Source organism: Stenotrophomonas sp. 63632_Sma, from assembly GCF_056482875.1.
The window spans coordinates 4,472,309-4,492,084 of record NZ_CM151220.1; the positions used below are offsets into that span (position 1 = coordinate 4,472,309).

Here is a 19,776-nt window from a genome sequence, read left to right on the forward strand (position 1 = left end):
AGGCCATCGCGCTGATGGCCGCACCGATGCTCGATACCTACCGCGAGGTGGTGACGCCGGAGGGTGTGCCGCTGCAGTTGCCTGCCGCCGGCCCGGTACCGCGGGCGATGGCCTGGCTGGTCGATCTTGGCGTGCGCATCGCGGCACTGGTGCTGGTGTCCATTCCGCTGGCGCTGCTGGACAAGTTCGGCTCCGGCCGCTACCTGGTGCTGATGTTCCTGGTCTACTGGGCCTACCCAATCGTTTGCGAAGCGTTGTGGGGGCGCACGCTGGGCAAGCGTGCGCTGGGGCTGCGCGTGCTGTCCCGCGATGGCGCGCCGGTAGGCTGGATGGCGGCGATCACCCGCAACCTGCTGCGCACGGTGGACATGCTGCCGTTCGGCTATGCGCTGGGCCTGATCAGCAGCCTGTTCGATCCGCATGGCCGCCGCCTTGGCGACCTGGTGGCGGGCACCGTGGTGGTGCACGCACCCGCGCTGTACCTGCCACCGCCGCCGACCATCGACAGCGTGCTGGCCCCGCCGCAGCCCCTGCGACCAGAGGAACAGGCTGCGTTGATGGCCTTCGCCGAGCGCGCGCCACGGTTGTCGGCGGCGCGCCAGCAGGAGCTGGCCGGTATTGCCGAGCCACTGACCGGCACCCATGGCCAGGTCGGCGTGCTGCGCCTGTATGCGATGGCCAACTGGCTGCTGGGGCGGCGATGAAGCAGGAACAGTTCGTCGCCCGCTACCAGCAGGAATGGCAGGACCTGGAGCAGTGGCTGCTGCTGCGTGCCGGTGCCTCACGCCGCACGCGCCGCAAGGCCAGCGGCCTGGCACTGGACGACACCACCTTCCCGCAGCGCTACCGGCGGCTGTGCCAGCAACTGGCGCTGGCCCGCGAACGCGGCTACAGCCCGCAGCTGGTGCAGCGCCTGCAGCAGCTCATGCAGCAGGGCCACAGCGTGCTGTACCGCACGCCGCCGACGCGCTGGCGGGGTGCCCTGGAGTTCCTGGTGGCCGATTTCCCGCTGCTGGTGCGCAGCCAGGCGCGCAGCATGTGGGTGGCGCTGGCGATGTTCGCGCTGCCGGCGGTGGCCTGCTTCGTGCTGGTGCAGGTCTATCCGGACCTGATCCACATGCTGATGGACAACCGCCAGATCGCCGAGATGGAGCGCATGTACGATCCCGCCGCCGAGCGCCTGGGGCGTGACAGCGGCACCGACTGGATGATGTTCGGCCACTACATCATGAACAACATCAGCATCGCCCTGCGCACCTTCGCCAGCGGACTGCTGGCAGGGCTGGGCACGCTGCTGGTGCTGTTGTTCAACGGCGTGATCATCGGTTCGGTGGCCGGTCACCTGCAGCACATCGGCCATGGCGACCCGTTCTGGCGCTTCGTGGTCGGCCACGGTGCCTTCGAGCTGACCGCGATCGTGATCGCCGGCGGTGCCGGTCTGCAGCTGGGCATGAAGCTGCTGGCACCGGGCCGGCGCAGCCGCCTGGATGCACTGGTCGAAGGCGGCCGCATCGGCGCACGGCTGTGCCTCGGCGTCGCCTTCATGCTGCTGGTGGCCGCCTTCATCGAAGCCTTCTGGTCCTCGCTTGCCGAAGTACCGGCGTGGGGCAAGTTCAGCGTGGCCGGTGTGTTGTGGGCCGGCGTGCTGCTGTGGCTGTGGCGCGGCGGACGTGGGGGCGGCCATGCGCATTGACCGCCTGGATGTGGCGCTGCGCGCCCGCAGTGGCTGGGAAGCGATGGAGCTGGGCACCGCCCTGTCCCGCCGTCACGCGCGTGCGCTGTGGGGCAGCTGGCTGCTGGCCAGTGCACCGCTGTTCGTGATCTTCAACGCGCTCGGCTGGTGGCTGGATGCCTTCGGCTGGGCCTGGCTGGCGATGTGGTGGTGCAAGCCGCTGTTCGAACGCGCGCCGCTGTACGTGCTGTCGCGCGGCATTTTCGGTGAGCCGGTCGGCACGCTGGCCGCGGTGCGCGCGCAGCGAAGCTGGGGCAACAGCGGCTTCTGGGGCTACCTGGGCTGGCGCCGCTTCAGCGTGCTGCGCAGCCTGTGCCTGCCGGTGAACCTGCTGGAAGGCAACACACCGGGCCAGCGCGGCCCACGCCGTCGTGCGGTGGCAGCCGGCGCAGCGGGCGCGGCACTGGTACTGACGGTGACCTGCCTGGCGTTCGAAGCCGTGTTGGTATCCGGCGCGATCGGTGCGGTGTTCATGTTCATGCCACTGGAGCTGATGTCCGAATCGTGGCGTGCGGCGTGGGACATGATTGGCAAGGACACGCCGGCATGGGCTCGGCTGGGCTTCAACCTGGCGTGCTGGCTGGCCTCGGTGCTGATCGGCCCGTTCTTCGTCGGTGCGGGCTTTGGCCTGTACCTGAACCGTCGAACGCAGATGGAAGCCTGGGACGTCGAAATCGCCCTGCGCCGCCTGCGCGAGCGGCTGCTGCCGGCAGCATCGACGCTGGCGCTGCTGCTGTGGCTGGCACTGCCGCTGGTGTCCGCACCGGTGCATGCGCAGGACGCGCAGACGGTCGCGGAGCAGGCAGGCGATGCCGAAGAGGACGAAGACAGTGCGGAAGAACCGGCCACCGCGGCCAACGACCCCGCCAATACGCCGGCAATGATCTTCGGTACAGCGCCGGTGGACACCGCCGGTTTCCGTCAGGCAGTGAACCGCGCCTATGAAGACCCGCTGCAGCGCCCGACCCGCCAGGTCACCCGCTGGAAGCCGATCGAGCAGGCCGAGGAAAAAAAGAAGGAAGACAAGCAGCTGCAGCGTGACACCAACAGCAAAGGTGAACGCAAGGCGCGCAAGGACGGCATCGCCTGGCTGGCACGGCTGGCCGAATGGGGCCTGTGGGGCCTGCTCGGCATCCTGCTGCTGGTGCTGCTGCTGACCGCGCGGCTGTGGCTGCCGTGGCTGCGTGGCAGTGGCCGGCGCAAGGCCGACGCTGCACCGAAGGTGCTGGAGGAGCAGGTGGAGTTGCCGGTGGTGCTGCCGCCGGACGTGGCCACCCAGGCCGGCCTGCTCTGGGACCAGGGCCGGCCGCGGCAGGCGCTGGCCCTGCTGTACCGCGCCAGCGTGCGCACGGTGGGCGAGCGCAGCGGTATCGCGCTTCCACCCGGTGCCACCGAAGCGCAATGCCTGCGCGCATCGCGACGCATGCCCCAGGCCAGCGACCGTGACCTGTTCGCGCGCATCGTGCGCATGTGGCAGTACGCTGCCTACGGTGGCCGCCTGCCCAGCCGCGCCGATTTCGATGCATTGGCCGATACCCTGCGCCAGCAGTACGGGTGGCAGGCATGAGTCCGCGCCTGTTCTGGTCGCTGCTGCTCGGTGCATTGGTGCTGTTCGGCGTACCGCTGACCATCCTCTACCTGCGCACGCACGAACGGGTGACCGAGACGATCCGGCTACCGCCACAGGGCGAGGCCGCCTACAACCCGCTGTACGTGCTCGGCCAGGCCCTGCGCGCCGATGGCATCGACGTGCATTCGCGACCGCGGCTGGAGTTACAGCAGATGACGCTGGGGCGCCACGACACGGTAGTGCTGCTGCAGGACAGCAGCGAACTGCCGCCGCCCGTCGCCAGCGCACTGCTGGACTGGGTCGACGGGGGTGGCCACCTGCTGGTACGTACGCCGCCGCCGGCCGAGGACGATGCCGGCAGCACACAGGGCCCCCTGCTGGACCGGCTGGGCGTAGACAGCCTGTTCCAGCGCAGCGACTGCCAGGCCTTCCATGTCGACGACGATCCGGGCCACGTCGAATTCTGTGGTGGCCGCCGCTTCACCCTGGGCTTTGCCGCCAGTGCGCAGGCCGAACGCCGCTGGGGCACTGATCGCGACCTGGTGTTCGCGCGCCTGCGCCACGGCCAGGGCAGAGTGAGCGTGCTGGCCGACATGGAGTTCATGCGCAGCGAAGTGGACTCACCGGCAGCGCGCCTGGCGTCGGCAGGTGGCGGGGCCAGCGACGGCCTGCACGACGCGTCGCATCGCGACCTGACCCGCTACCTGCTCGATCCGAACTATGGCAAGGGTGCGGTCTGGCTGGTCTATGCCAGCCGCCCGCCGTCGCTGTGGTCGCGCATGTTCTATCAGGGCTGGCCGTTGTGGGTGCCGTTGCTGCTGGCCTTGCTGGGCTGGCTGTGGGGCCGTTCACAGCGCTTCGGTAGCCTGCTGCCGTCGCCGGTGCTGGAACGTCGTTCACTGCTGGAGCACCTGCGTGCCAGTGGCGAACTGTTGCTGCGCTTCGGTCACGGCATACGCCTGTACGAAGCCGTGCTCGCGCTGTTCCTGCACCGCCTGCGCCTGCGCGCGCCGGTTGCCGCCGCATTGGATGGCGCGCCGCGTGACCAGGCCATCGCCGAGCTGCTGAAGTGGCCGCAGGGCCGCGTCGCCAGCGCGCTCACGCCCCCACCGCCGCACGATTCCTCCGCCCTGCGCGAGCGCATCCGCTTGCTGCTCCAGATGAGATCCCTGCTATGACTGAAGTCCCCGAGCTGCCGGCGGCTGCCAACGCCCGCCTGATCGAACGCGTCGATGCCATCCGCGATGCCGTCGGCCACGCCTTCATCGGCCAGGCCGATGTGCTGGACCAGATCCTGGTGGCGCTGCTTGCCGGTGGTCACGTGCTGATCGAGGGCGTGCCCGGGCTGGGCAAGACCCTGCTGGTGCGCGCACTGGCACAGGCCCTGGAGCTGGATTACGGGCGTGTACAGTTCACCCCCGACCTGATGCCCAGCGACGTCAGTGGCCACGCGGTGTACGACCCGAAGAGCGAGAGCTTCAAGATCCGCCGCGGCCCGGTGTTCACCAACCTGCTGCTGGCCGACGAGATCAACCGTGCACCCGCCAAGACCCAGTCGGCGCTGCTGGAAGTGATGCAGGAAGGCCAGGTGACCATCGAAGGCAAGGCCTTCACCCTGGCGCCGCCGTTCATGGCGCTGGCCACGCAGAACCCGCTGGAGCAGGAAGGCACCTACCCGCTGCCGGAAGCACAGCTGGACCGCTTCCTGCTGAAGGTGCTGATCGACTACCCGCAGCTGGAGGACGAGAAGCGCATGGTGACCGCGATCACCAGTGGCCGCGCCGCCAGCGATTTCGACCTGAGCCAGGTGCCGCGTGTGCTCGGCGCCGGCGAGCTGCTGGAACTGCAGCGCGCCACTGCGGCGATCACGGTCGATGACGAAGTGATCGATTACGCGGTGCGGATTGTGGCGGCCACAAGGCAGTGGCCGGGTATCGCGGTCGGCGCTGGCCCGCGTGGCAGCATCGCGCTGGTGCGTGCCTCGCGCGCGCAGGCGGTGCTGGCCGGTCGTGATTTCGTCACTCCGGATGATGTGCGCGACATCGCACGCCCGGCGCTGCGCCACCGCATCGCGCTGGCCCCGGAACTGCAGATCGAAGGCCAGGACGCCGACGACGTGCTGGGCGCGCTGCTGGCCAAGGTGGAAGCGCCGCGCCGATGAGGCCGGCCCCGCTGCTGCTGGCACTGCTGCTGGCCTGGGCTGCCCAGGGCGGTCTGGTGCTGGGCGGTCTGCTGCCGCGCTGGAGCTGGGCGCTGGCGGCGCTGGCGATTGCCGTGCCGGCGCTGATGGATCTGTGGCGCCAGTGGCGGCGTCCGTCGCCGCAGGTGCAGCGCGAACTGCCCGAAGCGCTGGCACTGGGCGTGCGCCGCGAGGCTGCACTGCGGCTGCAGGCGGACGCACCGATGACGGTGCAGGTGTTCGACCTGGTCCCCGGCGGCTGGCCGCTGGAATCACTGCCGCAGCGCGTGCGCCTGCAGGCCGGCAGTGCCTCCACCCTGCACTACCACTTGCAGCCGCTGCAGCGTGGGCATTTCCGCTTCGAAGGCGTGCACCTGCGCATGCGTTCGCCGTGGCGGCTGTGGTGGCAGCAACGCACGCTGCCGCCCGCACTGGACGTGCGGGTCTATCCGAACTTCGTGCCGCTCACCCGCTTTGCCCTGTTCAGTGCCGACCAGGCCTCGCGGCTGGTCGGTGCACACGTGAAGCGCCGCCGCGGTGAAGGCACCGACTTCCACCAGATGCGCGAGTACCGCATCGGCGACAGCCTGCGCCAGCTCGACTGGAAGGCCACCGCGCGTGCGCGCAAGCTGATCTCGCGCGAATACCAGGACGAGAAGAACCAGCAGCTGCTGCTGATGCTCGACAGCGGTCGGCGCATGCTGGCCAGCGAAGGCGGGCTCTCGCACTTCGACCATGCCTTGAACGCCTCGCTGGTGGTGGCCTACCTGGCGTTGCGCCAGGGCGACGCCGCCGGCCTGTTCGCCACCGGTGGCGAGCGCCGTTGGGTGGCGCCGCAGCGCGGCATGGGCACCGTCGAGCACCTGCTGCGCGCCAGCTACGACCTGCAGCCGCGCGCGGTGGCCACCGACTACCTGGCCGCCGCCACCGAAGTGTCGCTGCGCCAGCGCCGGCGTGCGCTGGTGATGCTGGTCAGCAACGTGCGCGACGAAGACATCGAAGACCTGCTGGCGGCGGTGCGCCTGCTGCAGCAGCGCCACCTGGTATGCGTGGCCAGCCTGCGCGAGCGTGAGCTGGACGGCGTGCTGGACAGCGAAGTGCAGACACTGGAAGACGCCACCCAGGCCGGTGCAGCGGCGCTGTACCTGCAGCAGCGCGCGAAGGCGCACGAGGCGCTGCGCAGCGAGAAGGTGATGGTGCTGGACGTAACCGCCGATGCCCTGCCCGGTGCTCTGGTGGAACGCTACCTGGCGGTGAAGCGCGAAGGGCTGCTCTGATACCAGCGATAGATCTGGTGGGAGCCAACAACGGTTGCCGGCCAGCGGCCGGCACTACCCCTGCAACAACTAACGTATCGCTCTGGCAGGTGCCAACCTTGGTTGGCACGAAACCCACGGCGCCGACCAAGGTCGGCATCTACCAACGGCGATTGCCGGCCAGCGGCCGGCACTACCCCTGCAACAACCGACGCATCGCTCTGGTAGGTGCCAACCTTGGTTGGCACAAACCCACAGCGCCGACCAGGGTCGGCATCTACCAACGGCGATTGGCAAGCCGGCGTGCACTACCCCTGCAATAACCGACGCACCGCTCTGGTGGGTGCCAACCTTGGTTGGCACGAACCCACAGCGCCGACCAGGGTCGGCATCTACCAACAGCGGTAGCCGGCCAGCGGCCGGCACTACCCCTGCAACAGCCGATGCATCACTCTGGTAGGTGCCAACCTTGGTTGGCACGAACCCACAGCGACGACCAAGGTCGGCCTCTACCAACGGCGGTTGCCGGCCAGCGGCCGGCACTACCCCTGCAACAACCAACGCATCGCTCTGGTAGGTGCCAACCTTGGTTGGCACAAACCCACAGCGCCGACCAAGGTCGGCATCTACCCACGGCGGTTGCCGGCCAGCGGCCGGCACTACCCCTGCAACAACCGCCGCATCGCTCTGGTAGGTGCCAACCTTGGTTGGCAAGGAATCCACAGCACCGACCAGGGTCGGCCCCTACCTACAGCGGTTGTTCTACGACCGGCGTCGGTTGCCCACGCCGGCCCGGGGGCGCCGTACCGTCATCAGACGTAGATCCGCGTCGGCGCCTCATCAACGATCGCGTGCGGCACGAAGCGCGCACTGTCGCGGGTGATCGCGCTGTCGTCTTCGCGGATGCCGATGCCGCAGGCGTGGTCACCCACCACCCAGCTGCCGATCAGCGGGTAGCCGCCTTCGAAGCGGGTCAGCGGATGCGCACGCTGGATGATCGCCGGGCCGTCGTAGGGACCGTCGCTGCGCTGGGTGCTGCCATCGGCCAGGTGCATCTCGATGTTCGCGCCTTCGCGCGAGAACAGCGGCTTGCGCACCCAGCCCGAGGCCAGCGTGCTGCCGTCATCGAAATGCGCTTCCAGCAGGTTCGGATGGCCCACGTTGCGCTGCCACAGCAGCGGCAGGATGCCCTTGTTGCTCAGCACCGCCTTCCACGCCGGCTCCAGCAGCTGCACGCCCGAACCGGGCAGCGCGCGGCCGAACTCTTCCGCCATCAGGTCTTCCAGCGGGTACAGCTTGAACAGCGTGCCGATCACCGAATCGTCCAGCGCGGTGAAGCGGCCGTCCTCGGACAGGCCGATATCCTCGATGGCGATGGCCTGGCCATGCAGGCCGGCCTGCGACGCACAGTCGCGCAGGTAGTCGACGGTGCCGCGGTCTTCTTCCGAACTGCCCACGGCGCTGAAATACAGCGGTGGCGGCAACTGCGTGGCCAGTTCGCCGAAACGTTCGACCAGCGCTTCGTGGATCGCGTTGAACTGGTCGGCATGCTGCGGCAGGCGACCGGCGTTGCGCTGGTCTTCCAGCCACTGCCACTGGAAGAAGCTGGCCTCGAACAGCGAGGTCGGCGTGTCGTAGTTCAGTTCGTACAGCTTGGCCGGGCCGGTACCGTCGTAGGCCAGGTCCAGGCGACCGTACAGATGCGGCTGGCGCTGGCGCCAGCTGTTGGCGATCCAGTCGCGGTAATGCGACGGAATCGCCAGCTGGTCCATCAATCGTTCGCTGCCGATGACATCACCGACCAGGTCCAGCGCCATCTGGTGCAGCTCGGCGCTGGGGTCTTCGATGTCCTGTTCGATCTGGCGCAGGGTGAAGGCGTAGTACGCGCTTTCATCCCAATACGGCTGGCCGTCGATGGTGTGGAAGCGGAAACCCGCTTCATCCGCACGTGCCCGCCACTGGGCACGCTCGGCAATCCGGATGCGCTGCATGGGTCGATCAGCCGCCGTAGCTGCCGCTGGTGCTGCGGCGTGCGCTGGTGTTGCCGAAGCCACCACGGCTGGCGGTGACCGCACGGTTCGGCTCGCTGGTGACCGGGGCCAGGCCGGCCTTGCCCGCGCCGATGCCGCTGGCGGTGTTCAGGCCACCGGTACCGCCCGGTGCCGGACGCGCCCATCCAGCGCTCTTGTCCTGGTAGGCCGGCGCCGCCGCCGGCGCCTGCGGCGCGAGGCCGCCGCGGTTGCTCAGCATCTGCGACATGAAGAAGCCCATCATCATCGGGCCGATGAACGAGGTACCGGCCGAGGTGTGCTGCTGCACGCACTGTTCCGGCTTGTAGTCCTTCTCGCAGGCTTCCTTGCTGGCGTACTTCGGCGCCGCATCGGCGGCCTGCTTCTGCGCTTCGGCGAAGGCATTGCGGCACGACGAGGGATCGCCGGTGGCCTCGGTGCAGGCCTCCACCGAGGTGTACAGGCCTTCCTGCACCTTCACCTCCGGCTCCTTCTGGCAGGCGGTGAACAGCAGCGGCGCAGCGCTCATCAGCAGCAGCGCGGTGGTGCGGGAACGTTTCATGGCCTCATGCCCTGTCGACGGATCAATGCCCCAATGATGCCAAATCCGGACCAGCAACCGGAATCGGCAAAGTCCGAAAGATGAACGGACTTTCATTTTCGTCGTTCCCCATCATCCACGCATGGCGTGGATACATCGTGTCGACCAAGGTCGACACCCACCAACAGCATTGGGAAAGTGTCGAAGGCGGGGTGGGTCCGGTTGCGGGGGCGTGAGCGCCATGGATGGCGCGACCGAGGCTAAATGGACGTACTTGCGCCGTCCCCCGCAACCGGACCCACCCCGCCATCCCACGGATAGGCCAGCTGTTGCCGTTGCTTCGGCCGTTGCATTAGCACTTGCTTCGGCAGGTGCAGGGCGCAGCCCTGCCGAATCCTACCCGGTGGTTGCAGCAGCAACCGAAAAAATTGGCCATGATCGGGCGACCCCCACGTTGTACGGCCCGCCCGTTCCGCCAGCCATGCCTGAATACCGCTCCCGCACCTCCACCGCCGGCCGCAACATGGCCGGCGCCCGCGCCCTGTGGCGTGCCACCGGCATGAAGGACGGCGACTTCCACAAGCCGATCATCGCCATCGCCAACTCCTTCACCCAGTTCGTGCCCGGCCACGTGCACCTGAAGGACCTCGGCCAGCTGGTCGCGCGCGAGATCGAACAGGTCGGCGGCGTCGCCAAGGAATTCAACACCATCGCCGTGGACGACGGCATCGCGATGGGCCACGACGGCATGCTGTATTCGCTGCCCAGCCGCGAGATCATCGCCGACGCCGTGGAGTACATGGTCAACGCGCACTGCGCCGACGCGCTGGTGTGCATCAGCAACTGCGACAAGATCACCCCCGGCATGCTGATGGCTGCGCTGCGCCTCAACATCCCGGTGGTGTTCGTCTCCGGCGGGCCAATGGAAGCGGGCAAGACCAAGCTGTCCGAGCACAAGCTGGACCTGGTCGATGCGATGGTGGTGGCCGCCGATGACAGCGCCTCCGACGAGAAGGTGGCGGCGTTCGAGCGCAGCGCCTGCCCCACCTGCGGCTCCTGCTCGGGCATGTTCACCGCCAACTCGATGAACTGCCTGACCGAAGCGCTGGGCCTGTCGCTGCCGGGCAATGGCACCACGCTGGCCACCCATGCCGACCGCGAGGCGCTGTTCCGCCGCGCCGGCCGCCTGATCGTCGAACTCTGCCACCGCTGGTATGGCGGCGAAGACCCGAGCGCGCTGCCGCGCGGCATCGCCACCCAGGCCGCGTTCGCCAATGCGATGACCCTGGACATCGCCATGGGCGGTTCCACCAACACCATCCTGCATCTGCTGGCCGCGGCGCAGGAAGCGGAGGTCGACTTCGACCTGACCCACATCGACGCGCTGTCGCGGCGCGTACCGCAGCTGTGCAAGGTGGCGCCGAACACGCCGAAGTACCACATCGAGGACGTGCACCGCGCCGGCGGCGTGTTCGGCATCCTCGGTGAACTGGACCGCGCCGGCCTGCTCGAAACCACGGTGCCGACCGTGCACAGCGCCAGCCTGGCCGAAGCACTGGAACGCTGGGACGTGGTGCGCAGTGACAACGACACCCTGCATACCTTCTTCAAGGCTGGCCCGGCCGGCATCCCCACCCAGGAAGCCTTCTGCCAGGCCACGCGCTGGCCGACGCTGGATGTGGACCGCGCCGAGGGCTGCATCCGCTCGCTGCAGCACGCGTATTCGCTGGAAGGCGGGCTGGCCGTGCTGCGCGGCAACCTGGCCATCGATGGCTGCGTGGTGAAGACCGCCGGCGTGGACGAGTCGATCCATGTGTTCGAAGGCCCCGCGCGCGTCTACGAAAGCCAGGACGCCGCCGTCGCCGGCATCCTCGCTGACGAGGTGCAGCCGGGCGAGGTGGTGGTCATCCGCTACGAAGGCCCGAAGGGCGGCCCCGGCATGCAGGAGATGCTGTACCCGACCAGCTATCTGAAATCGAAGGGGCTGGGCAAGCAATGTGCGCTGCTCACCGATGGCCGCTTTTCCGGCGGAACCTCGGGCCTGTCGATCGGCCACGTCTCGCCGGAAGCCGCCAGCGGCGGTGTCATCGGCCTGGTGGAAAACGGCGACCGCATCCGCATCAACATCCCGGCCCGCCGCATCGACCTGCTGCTGGATGAGGCCACGCTGGCCCAGCGCCGCGCCGACGCCGATGCCCGCGGCTGGAAGCCGCGCGCACCCCGCCCGCGCAAGGTCACCAGCGCGCTGAAGGCTTACGCGCTGCTGGCCACCAGTGCCGACAAGGGCGCCGTACGCAACACCGCGCTGCTCGGCGATTGATCCCCGTGCGGTAGTGCCGGCCGCTGGCCGGCATCTGCACAATGCGTCTGCAAATCAATGAGGTTGCCGGCCAGCGGCCGGCGCTACCCCTCCTGATCCGTTATGGTGGTCCAGGAAGTCACCAACACGGAGGTTGAGATGATGTTGCTTTCCTTTGCGCTGGCCACTGCCATGGGCACGTCAGCCGAACCGCCCAAAGCCCCGGACTGCAGCTACGACCGTGCCGCGATGCTGGCGATGGAACCTGGCCGATTCGATCAGGACCTGGCAGGTGGCTGGCGCCCGCTGGCCGACCGTGGCTGTACCCGCGAAGCGGCCGACCTGCTGTCCGCCTACGGCGCTCTGCCCAAGGCAGAAGGCAACGTCATCATCACCTGGCACGAGGGCCAGCTGCGCGCGGAGCTGGGGCAGACCGCGCAGGCGATCACGCTGATGGAACGCAGCCACAAACCCGTGAACGCGGGCGACCCGGGTTACTGGAATGCCTACGTGGACGGCATGGTCGCGTTCCTGCGCCAGGACCGCAGCGCCCTGGAGAAGGCTCGTGCGAGGCTGGTCGCGATACCGACGCCCACCGCGATGGCGGAGAACATCAAGGACGGTCGCTACCAGTTCACCACCGAAGGCGGGCAGCAGGTGCAGATGCCGTGGCCGCCCAACCTGGATGTGCTTGATGGGCTACTGCGCTGCTTCGGCAAACCCTACATGGAGGCCTATGGGCCAGGCTGCCGGACGCCTGAAACAGGCACCCGGTAACCACCAAGCGCCGCTGTCCGATCGTCAGCCCGTGCGGTAGTGCCGGCCCCTGGCCGGCATCTGTACAGTGCTCGCAAAAAAGGGGACGGAGGGAATTAAGTCGTTTTTGCCATAAACGACTTAATTCCCTCCGTCCCCTTTTTGCTACCGGTCAGCCGATCACGCGCTTGAACGGTGGCAACGCGTCGATGATGCGCTTGCCGTAGCGGCGGGTCAGCAGTCGCGAATCAAGAATGACCACGCGGCCGGTGTCGGTGGAGGTCCGGATCAGGCGGCCGGCGAACTGGGTCAGCGTGCGCAGCGCGTGCGGAATGGCGATCAGGTTGAAGGCATTGAGGCCACGCCCCTCGAACCACTCACTGAGCGTGGCGGTCTGCGGATCGGTCGGCACCGCGAACGGCACCTGGGTGATTACCACCGTGGTGCAGGCCTCACCGGGCAGGTCGAGGCCTTCGCCGAACGAATTCAGCCCGAACAGCACCGAGCCTTCGCCTGCCGCCACGCGGCGCAGGTGCTCGTCGATCAGCCGGGTCTTGGACATCTCGCCCTGCACCAGCACCTGCTTGCGGCGCGCGGCCGACATCAGCCCGGCCACCTTCTCCATCTTCCAGCGCGAGGTGAACAACACCATCGACCCCTTGGCCCAGTCCAGTTCGGTGTCGAGGTAGCGCGCCACTTCGCGCGGATGGCCTTCGCGGTCGTCCGGCGTGACCGGGAACTTCGGCACGATCAGCTCGGCCTGGTTGGGCAGGTCGAACGGCGACGACAGCGAGACCATCTCGGCCTCTTCCGGAATGCCGTTGTCGATCGCCAGCGACTGGAAATCACCACCGCCGGTCAGCGTCGCCGAGGTCATCACCACCGAGTCCACTTCATCCCACAGCAGCTTGCGCAGCACGTGCGCGGCCGACACCGGCGAGCCATGCAGCACCAGGTCGCCGTCGCGGGTGGCGGTGACCCAGCGCGCCATCGGCGGCGCGCCGTCCTTGTCCTCGCGGCGCCAGGCCTGCCACAGGTTGTACTGCTGCTCGATCATTTCCAGCGCCATGCCCAGGTTGCGCTGCAGGCGCTCGCGCGCGGCATCGTCCGGCTTGCCCTTGGCCACCTGCGCGGTGGCGGCATGCGCCCAGTTGTAGAGGCTGCGGGTGTCGTCGGCCAGCGCTTCGATCGGCTCGCGCCAGGCCTCGGGCAGACGACCATTGGCGGCGCGCCACATCGGTTCCTCGTCGGCCGGTGCCGGCATCCACACCCGCTCGACGTGGTCGCGGAACGCGCGCAGCTGCTTGGCCACGTTGCTGGCCACCTCGATCGCCTCGTTCGGCAACAGGTTGCCCAACCGATCCTTGTCGACCGCGCGGTAGGCGCCGGCGATCAGGATCTGCAGGCGGCCGGTGCGCTTGGCCATCTCGTCCAGCGCCAGGCTGGCCGCGCCCTGGTCGATCGCCACGTTGCCGATGTGATGGCCTTCGTCCAACACCAGCAGCATGTCCGACGGCGGGGCGATCAACGGCTGGCCGTTGTCGCTGTCACCGATCGACAGCGCCGACAGCAGCAGCGCGTGGTTGGTGACCACGATCTGTGCGTCGCGCACCGTATTGCGCGAACGCAGCACCGCGCACTGCGCCGAATAGGCACAGCGGCGCCCGGCACAGCCCGAAGCCGGCGTGGTGATGCGGCTGCGCAGGCCGGGGCTGATGGTCTCCGGCGCGTTGTCGATGTCGCCATCCCAGCTGCCGCCGGTGAAGGCATCGGTCAGGCGCTTGGCGATGTCCATCTCGATCGGCGCCAGCGGCCGGTCGAACAGCGGCGCGTCATCCTCGAACATGCCGCCCTGCGAGCCCTCGCCCTGCGCCTCGGCGGCGTTGCGCGTGCACAGGTAGCGGGTACGGCCCTTGGCCAGCGCCACGGTCGCTTCCAGGCCGGTGGCTTTCAGGAAATTCGGAATGTCGCGCTCGACCAGCTGCGACTGCAGCGCCACGGTGCCGGTGCTGATCACCAGCTTCTTCTTGCTGGCCAGCGCGATCGGCACGCCTGCGGTGAGGTAGCCCAGGCTCTTGCCGACGCCGGTGGGCGCTTCGACCACGCCGACGCCACCGCTTTTCGACAGCGCACGCGACACCACGCCGATCATCTGGCTCTGCGAGCGACGGGTGGAGAAGCCGGGGGTATTGGCCTGCAGCGTCGTGTACGCCTTGCGGATCGCGTCCTTCAAGGTGTCATCGAGCGTGCGCGGAGCGGCGACGGTTTCGGTCACGCCGGGAAGTACCGTGGCTGGATCAGGCCGGTCATTGTCGCATGGCCGGCCGCGTTCACCGTCGCTGGCACCCTGAACGGGCCAGCGACGACGCCAGGCGGCGGTCACGGTCCGATGGGCGGACCGCCCAAGGGCCAGATACGCCGGGCATGGCCCGGCGCTACCGGTCAGGATGCCGGGATCGTGCGGGTACGCAGCAGGCGCACCAGCGCCCACACCAGCAGCACCACGCCGATGGCCTCGACCATCGCCAGCGCGAAGTGCAGCACGCCAAGGATGGCACTCATGCCCGAGATGGCGTCGAAGTTGCCGCTGTTGATCAACCACATCGGCAGGATGCCGGCGGCCATGCCGCCGAGGCTGGACAGCAGCAACAGCACCAGGCCGACCAGGGCGCCGGTGCGGGTGGCATCGCGCGGTGCGCCGACCACCCAGACCAGGCCCACGCACAGTGCGATCAGCACCGGCAGGCGCACGCCCACGATGCTCAGCACCGTCACCATCAGGGTCGTGTTGTCCATCGATCAGTCCTCGCCGGCCAGCACGGCCGAGCCCTGCCGCAGCGTCTGGTAGACCTCGTCGGTCTGCGGACGCACACCGTGCCACTGCAGGAAGCTCTCGGCGGCCTGCTCGACCAGCATGCCCAGGCCATCCACGGTATTGCGGCAGTTCGCTGCGCGCGCCCAGGCCAGGAAGGCGATGGCGGCCTCGCCGTAGTTCAGGTCGACGGCGGTGGTCATCGAGTTGACCAGCGACAGCGGCAGCTTGAACTCGACGTCACGGTCGCGGCCGGCCGAGGTGGCATTGACGATCAGCTCGAAGTCGCCCAGCTCGCGCAGGTCTTCCCAGTAGCGGCTGATCGCGCGGCCCGGCTCGCCCATGGCGTCGATCAGTTCATCGGCACGTTCCGGCGTGCGGTTGACCACCACCAGTTCGGTGATTCCAGCATCGAGGAAGGCCGGGGCGACGCTGCGCGCGGAGCCACCGGCACCGATCAGCAGCATGCGGCGGCCGCGCAGGTCCAGGCCGTGGCGGTCGGTCAGGTCGCGCACCAGGCCGATGCCGTCGGTGGTGTCACCGTGCCAGCGGTCGCCCTTGCGCAGCAGCGTGTTGACCGAACCGGCGCGGCGCGCACGTGCAGTCAGCGTGGTGCACACCGAGAACGCGGCTTCCTTGTGCGGCGAGGTGACGTTGGCGCCGACGCCGCCCTCTGAGGCGAACGCCTCCAGGCCGGCCAGGAACGCATCCGGGGCCAGGTCGATCGCGCGGTAATCCACCGCGATGCCTTCCTGGCGACCGAACGTCGCGTGGATCTGCGGCGACTTCGAGTGGGCAACGGGGTGTCCGAAGACGGCGTAACGGTCGGTCATGGAATCCTCAAGCTGGCTAGACTGATGCTCTTTCGTGCACGGACCCGGATGATGCGCATCACCCCGCCCCTGCTGGTGCTTGCCGCCAGTCTACTCTCTGCCCCCGTGGCGATGGCGTTGAACGAGTACGGCATCGAAGGCATGGGCGTGGTCTCGACCCGTGCCGACGAGGGCCGCGCCACGATCAGCGCCGATGGCCAGCGCATCGTTTTCGCCCGCCGTGGCGAGGCCGGTTGGGCCCTGTGGGAGGCGCGCGTGGTGGACGGCCGCTGGCAGCAGGCGCAGGCCTTGCCGGTAGGCGTGGCCGGTGAGGCCCATGATCCCTACTTCAGCCGCGACGGCCGCTGGCTGCTGTTCGCGGCCGGCCGCGAGGGCAAGCTGGCGCTGTATCGGGCCGCTCTCGCCACCGATGGCCAACTGGGTACCGCGCAGCTGCTGGCGGGCGACGCGGGCCGCCGGGAAGAGCGCGGGCCGGCCCTGAGCGCGGATGGCAGGCAGCTGTTGTTTGCCCGCCAGCAGGGCCGTGGCGCCGGCTGGGACCTGTTCGTGGCGACGCTGGATGCGCAGGGACTGCGTGGCCCGGCCAGCGCACTGAGCGCGTTGAACAGTGCCGACGACGAGACCGACGGCGACTGGCTGGGGCATGACGGCGCCGTGGTGTTCAGCCGCGGCAACGGCACGACCACGCAGGTGTGGAGCAGCGGCTGTGCGTGGACCGGTGCGGCGCTGCAGCCATTGGGGCTGTCGTTCAACCAGGCCGGCGGCTGGACCGGCGCGCCGGTGATCGACAACGCCAAGCCGGGCGAGATGATGGTCGCCAGCAGTGCGGCGAAGGCACCGCGTGCCGGTGGCGTGGATGTGTACCGGTTGGCCGTGCCGAAGGTGGTGGCGGTGGCCGGGTGCCTACCGGGCGCACGGTGACGGCAAATGCCAACCAAGGTTGGCGGCTACCAGGGCGATGGAGGCGCCAGGTGCGTGCGGTAGATCCACGCCGTGCGTGGATGGCCGCTTGGTAGATGCCAACCTTGGTTGGCATGCGGGAAAGTGCCAACCAGGGTTGGCACCCACCCATCAGCGCGACAACACCTTGGCGCGCAACTGCTCGTACTCCACCTCGCTCAGCTGGCCGTTGTCCTTGCGCTGGTTCAACGCGGCCAGTTCGGCCTGCACGCTGTCCGGCAGGGCCTGCTCACGGGCGACATGGCGGGCGGCGGAGAGCTGCTCCGGCGGGCGCTTGCCGGCCCGCCAGGCGGCGATGAAGACACCGACGATGATGGCGCCGAACACCAGCGTACCGATGCCCCAGATCAGCCATTGCATCCATCCCAGTTCGGGTCCCATCGCGCACTCCTCCGTCTATCGTGGCGCTATTGTCAGCGCTCGCGCAGCCATCGCGCCACCTGCGGCGCGAAATAGGTCAGAACGCCGTCGGCGCCGGCCCGCTTGAAGCCCAGCAGCGACTCCAGCACGCAGGCGCGCTCGTCCAGCCAGCCGTTGGCGAAGGCGGCCTTCATCATCGCGTACTCGCCACTCACCTGGTAGGCGAAGGTCGGCACGCCGAATTTTTCCTTCACCCGGCGCACCAGGTCCAGGTACGGCATGCCCGGCTTGACCATCACCATGTCGGCGCCCTCTTCCAGGTCCAGCGCGATCTCGCGCAGGGCCTCGTCGCCGTTGGCAGGGTCCATCTGGTAGGTCTTCTTGTCGGCCTTGCCGAGGCTGGCGGCGCTGCCCACCGCATCGCGGAACGGACCGTAGAACGCTGAGGCGTACTTGGCCGAGTAGGCCATGATGCGCACGTTGATGTGGTTGTCGGCATCCAGCGCACGACGGATCGCGCCGATGCGGCCGTCCATCATGTCCGAGGGCGAAACGATGTCGACACCGGCTTCGGCGTGCGATACCGACTGCTTGACCAGCGCCTCGACGGTGATGTCGTTCAGCACATAGCCCTTGTCGTCGATGATGCCGTCCTGGCCGTGGGTGGTGTACGGGTCCAGCGCCACGTCGGTCATCACCCCCAGTTCCGGGAAGCGCGACTTCAGCGCGCGGATCGCACGCTGCGCCAGGCCGTCCTCGGCCCACGCCGCCGATGCATCCAGCGACTTCAGCGACGGGTCGATCACCGGGAACAGGTCGATCACCGGAATGCCCAGCTCCAGCGCCTCTTCGGCCACCTTCAGCAGTTCTTCGATCGACAGCCGCTCCACGCCCGGCATCGACGGCACCGCGGTGCGGCCAGCCAGTTCGTGCACGAACACCGGGTAGATCAGGTCGTCGGTGGTCAGCGTGTTCTCGCGCATCAGGCGGCGCGAGAACTCGTCATGGCGCATGCGGCGCGGGCGGTAAAGCGGGTGGGACATGGCAGGCTCCGAGGAGTGGCTATTGCAACAGGTAACCCTGCGGCAGCAGGGGTTCGGGCAATGGGCGTTCGCCGAGCGCGTCGAGCTGGTCGATCTCGATCGTGCGCACCAGCGCGTCCAGCGGCAGGTCGTTCGGCTCCAGGCCGAACGGGTCTTCCATTTCTTCGCCCAGCTGGTCCAGGCCGAAGAAGGCATAGGCCAGCACCGCCGACAGCACCGGCGTGCCCCAGCCCAGCGAACTGGCCAGGCCGAACGGCAGCAGCACGCAGAACATCCACGCGCAGCGGTGCAGCAGCAGGGTGTAGGCGAACGGCAGCGGTGTGGTGAGGATGCGCTCGCAGCCGGCCTGGATCGACGACATCGCATGCAGGCGCTCTTCCAGCTGGGTGTAGAGGATCGGGTCGAGGTCACCGGCGCGCAGGGCCTGCGCCAGTTCCCCAGCGATCATCGAGAGCAGCGCGTCGGGCACGTTCTCGCGCTGCCCGAGTTGTTCGCGCTGGCGCTTGTCCAGCCACGGCAGGGCCATCAGCGCCACGATGCGCCCGCGCAGGCGACCGGCCAGGGCATGGGCGAAGGCGGTGGTGAGGTAGGCGATGCGGCGGCGGCGGCCGGTGTCATCGGCCAGCAGCAGGTTCACCTGGCGGGCCAGCGAGCGCGATTCGTAGACCAGCTGGCCCCACAGCTTGCGGCCTTCCCACCAGCGCTCGTAGCAGGCGCTGTTGCGGAAGCTGAGGAAGATCGACAGGACCAGGCCGAGCAGGGTGAACGGCGTGACCGAGACGCGCTCGATGCCGGTCGGTGGCGCCAGTTCCACCACTGCGGCCACCGCAATGGACAGGATCAGGATGGCCAGCACCTTGGGCGCGATCGCTTTGACGATCGAGCCGCGCAGGATGTAGAGCAGTTGCCAGCCGTGGGGACGGGGTCGGATGATCATGGGGCTGCCGCGCCGGGCGCGGATTCACAGGCACGCGGGGGGCTCGCGCAGCCATCCATTGTACGCCCCTGCCCGGCCATGGACCGTGCGCCTGCGACGCCCTGTCGCACCCGGGTGCGGGCTCAGATCACGCCGCCACCCAGGCCAAGGCGCAGGATGCCGACCACCACCACGATGCCGTTCAGCACCAGCCCGGCCCAGGCCCGGCCACGCTTGCTCGGATGGGTGAACAGGATGCCGAGCGCGGCGATCACCGCGCCCACGGCAGCGAACGGGATCAGGAACCAGTTGCCCCAGCCCAGCAGTGGAATCAGCGCCAGGATCATCCACAACAGCGCCAGTACGCCCCACAACAGACTGATCACACCCATGCCGCTCTCCCGCAGTTGGTTCCTGCCCCAACCATAGACGTTCCCGCTGCCGCCGCCTACTGCCATTGGCGGGGCTGTCACCCCCGCCGTGCTAGCGTGCTGCCGTGCGTGCCCTGGC

Annotated in this window: 18 protein-coding genes; 9 read left to right on the top strand and 9 right to left on the bottom strand. The window is 68.5% G+C overall.

Annotated features, from left to right (window positions below; genetic code table 11):
- Positions 1-14 precede the first annotated feature (14 nt).
- The 6 genes from ACZK45_RS20755 to ACZK45_RS20780 are packed head-to-tail and all read left to right on the top strand — an operon-like array spanning position 15 to position 6,758.
- The gene (locus tag ACZK45_RS20755) at positions 15-704 is read left to right on the top strand and encodes an RDD family protein (RefSeq protein WP_478445196.1); all 690 of its coding nucleotides are present in this window, start codon (positions 15-17) and stop codon (positions 702-704) included.
- Positions 701-1,693 carry a stage II sporulation protein M gene (locus tag ACZK45_RS20760; RefSeq protein ID WP_032129115.1) on the top strand — a complete coding sequence of 331 codons (993 nt, stop codon included), beginning with the start codon at positions 701-703 and terminating at the stop codon, positions 1,691-1,693. The genes ACZK45_RS20755 and ACZK45_RS20760 overlap by 4 nt, the downstream gene beginning before the upstream one ends.
- Entirely contained in the window at positions 1,683-3,299 is a 1,617-nt protein-coding gene (locus ACZK45_RS20765) for a DUF4129 domain-containing protein (protein ID WP_478445197.1), read from the top strand. The genes ACZK45_RS20760 and ACZK45_RS20765 overlap by 11 nt, the downstream gene beginning before the upstream one ends.
- Entirely contained in the window at positions 3,296-4,480 is a 1,185-nt protein-coding gene (locus tag ACZK45_RS20770) for a DUF4350 domain-containing protein (RefSeq protein WP_478445198.1), read from the top strand. Before ACZK45_RS20765 ends, ACZK45_RS20770 begins: the two co-directional genes overlap by 4 nt.
- Positions 4,477-5,463, top strand: a complete 987-nt coding sequence (locus tag ACZK45_RS20775) for an AAA family ATPase (RefSeq protein WP_005411535.1) — start codon at positions 4,477-4,479, stop codon at positions 5,461-5,463. The genes ACZK45_RS20770 and ACZK45_RS20775 overlap by 4 nt, the downstream gene beginning before the upstream one ends.
- On the top strand, positions 5,460-6,758 hold the full coding sequence (locus tag ACZK45_RS20780) for a DUF58 domain-containing protein (protein WP_253144150.1): 1,299 nt from the start codon (positions 5,460-5,462) through the stop codon (positions 6,756-6,758). The genes ACZK45_RS20775 and ACZK45_RS20780 overlap by 4 nt, the downstream gene beginning before the upstream one ends.
- Positions 6,759-7,549: 791 nt before the next feature.
- Here ACZK45_RS20780 and ACZK45_RS20785 read toward each other — a convergent pair.
- On the bottom strand, positions 7,550-8,728 hold the full coding sequence (locus ACZK45_RS20785) for a glutathionylspermidine synthase family protein (protein ID WP_125895413.1): 1,179 nt from the start codon (positions 8,726-8,728) through the stop codon (positions 7,550-7,552).
- A gap of 7 nt (positions 8,729-8,735) precedes the next feature.
- A complete protein-coding gene (locus ACZK45_RS20790; protein WP_125895412.1) occupies positions 8,736-9,308 on the bottom strand; it encodes a DUF1190 domain-containing protein in 573 nt (190 codons plus the stop codon).
- 460 nt (positions 9,309-9,768) lie between these two features.
- Between ACZK45_RS20790 and ilvD the strand changes: the two genes are divergently transcribed.
- Both ilvD and ACZK45_RS20800 read left to right on the top strand, forming a co-directional pair.
- Complete coding sequence (ilvD, locus tag ACZK45_RS20795; RefSeq protein WP_478445199.1) at positions 9,769-11,607, top strand: dihydroxy-acid dehydratase; 1,839 nt, start codon at positions 9,769-9,771, stop codon at positions 11,605-11,607.
- 138 nt (positions 11,608-11,745) lie between these two features.
- A complete protein-coding gene (locus tag ACZK45_RS20800) occupies positions 11,746-12,363 on the top strand; it encodes a hypothetical protein (protein ID WP_125895411.1) in 618 nt (205 codons plus the stop codon).
- A gap of 151 nt (positions 12,364-12,514) precedes the next feature.
- Here the strand turns inward: ACZK45_RS20800 and dinG are convergent, their stop codons facing one another.
- The 3 genes from dinG to aroE all read right to left on the bottom strand — a co-directional run bounded on the left by dinG (position 12,515) and on the right by aroE (position 15,987).
- Positions 12,515-14,617 (bottom strand): ATP-dependent DNA helicase DinG, encoded by a 2,103-nt coding sequence (gene dinG, locus ACZK45_RS20805; protein WP_071228543.1) that lies wholly within the window; start codon positions 14,615-14,617, stop codon positions 12,515-12,517.
- Positions 14,618-14,784: 167 nt separating this feature from the next.
- Entirely contained in the window at positions 14,785-15,138 is a 354-nt protein-coding gene (locus ACZK45_RS20810) for a hypothetical protein (RefSeq protein WP_006400655.1), read from the bottom strand.
- Positions 15,139-15,141: 3 nt separating this feature from the next.
- On the bottom strand, positions 15,142-15,987 hold the full coding sequence (gene aroE, locus ACZK45_RS20815; protein ID WP_180838706.1) for a shikimate dehydrogenase: 846 nt from the start codon (positions 15,985-15,987) through the stop codon (positions 15,142-15,144).
- A 48-nt stretch (positions 15,988-16,035) separates the two neighbouring features.
- On the opposite strand from aroE, the gene ACZK45_RS20820 reads away from it, so the two are divergent.
- On the top strand, positions 16,036-16,908 hold the full coding sequence (locus ACZK45_RS20820) for a TolB family protein (RefSeq protein ID WP_478445200.1): 873 nt from the start codon (positions 16,036-16,038) through the stop codon (positions 16,906-16,908).
- Positions 16,909-17,058: 150 nt separating this feature from the next.
- On the opposite strand, the gene ACZK45_RS20825 is transcribed toward ACZK45_RS20820, so the two are convergent.
- From ACZK45_RS20825 to ACZK45_RS20840, 4 genes are all read right to left on the bottom strand, one after another.
- The gene (locus ACZK45_RS20825; RefSeq protein WP_049424121.1) at positions 17,059-17,328 is read right to left on the bottom strand and encodes an SHOCT domain-containing protein; all 270 of its coding nucleotides are present in this window, start codon (positions 17,326-17,328) and stop codon (positions 17,059-17,061) included.
- A gap of 32 nt (positions 17,329-17,360) precedes the next feature.
- Positions 17,361-18,350 (bottom strand): porphobilinogen synthase, encoded by a 990-nt coding sequence (gene hemB / locus ACZK45_RS20830; RefSeq protein ID WP_032129123.1) that lies wholly within the window; start codon positions 18,348-18,350, stop codon positions 17,361-17,363.
- A 19-nt stretch (positions 18,351-18,369) separates the two neighbouring features.
- Positions 18,370-19,287, bottom strand: a complete 918-nt coding sequence (locus tag ACZK45_RS20835) for a bestrophin family protein (protein WP_197615690.1) — start codon at positions 19,285-19,287, stop codon at positions 18,370-18,372.
- Positions 19,288-19,409: 122 nt separating this feature from the next.
- A complete protein-coding gene (locus tag ACZK45_RS20840; protein WP_006475755.1) occupies positions 19,410-19,658 on the bottom strand; it encodes a hypothetical protein in 249 nt (82 codons plus the stop codon).
- Positions 19,659-19,776: the final 118 nt, after the last annotated feature.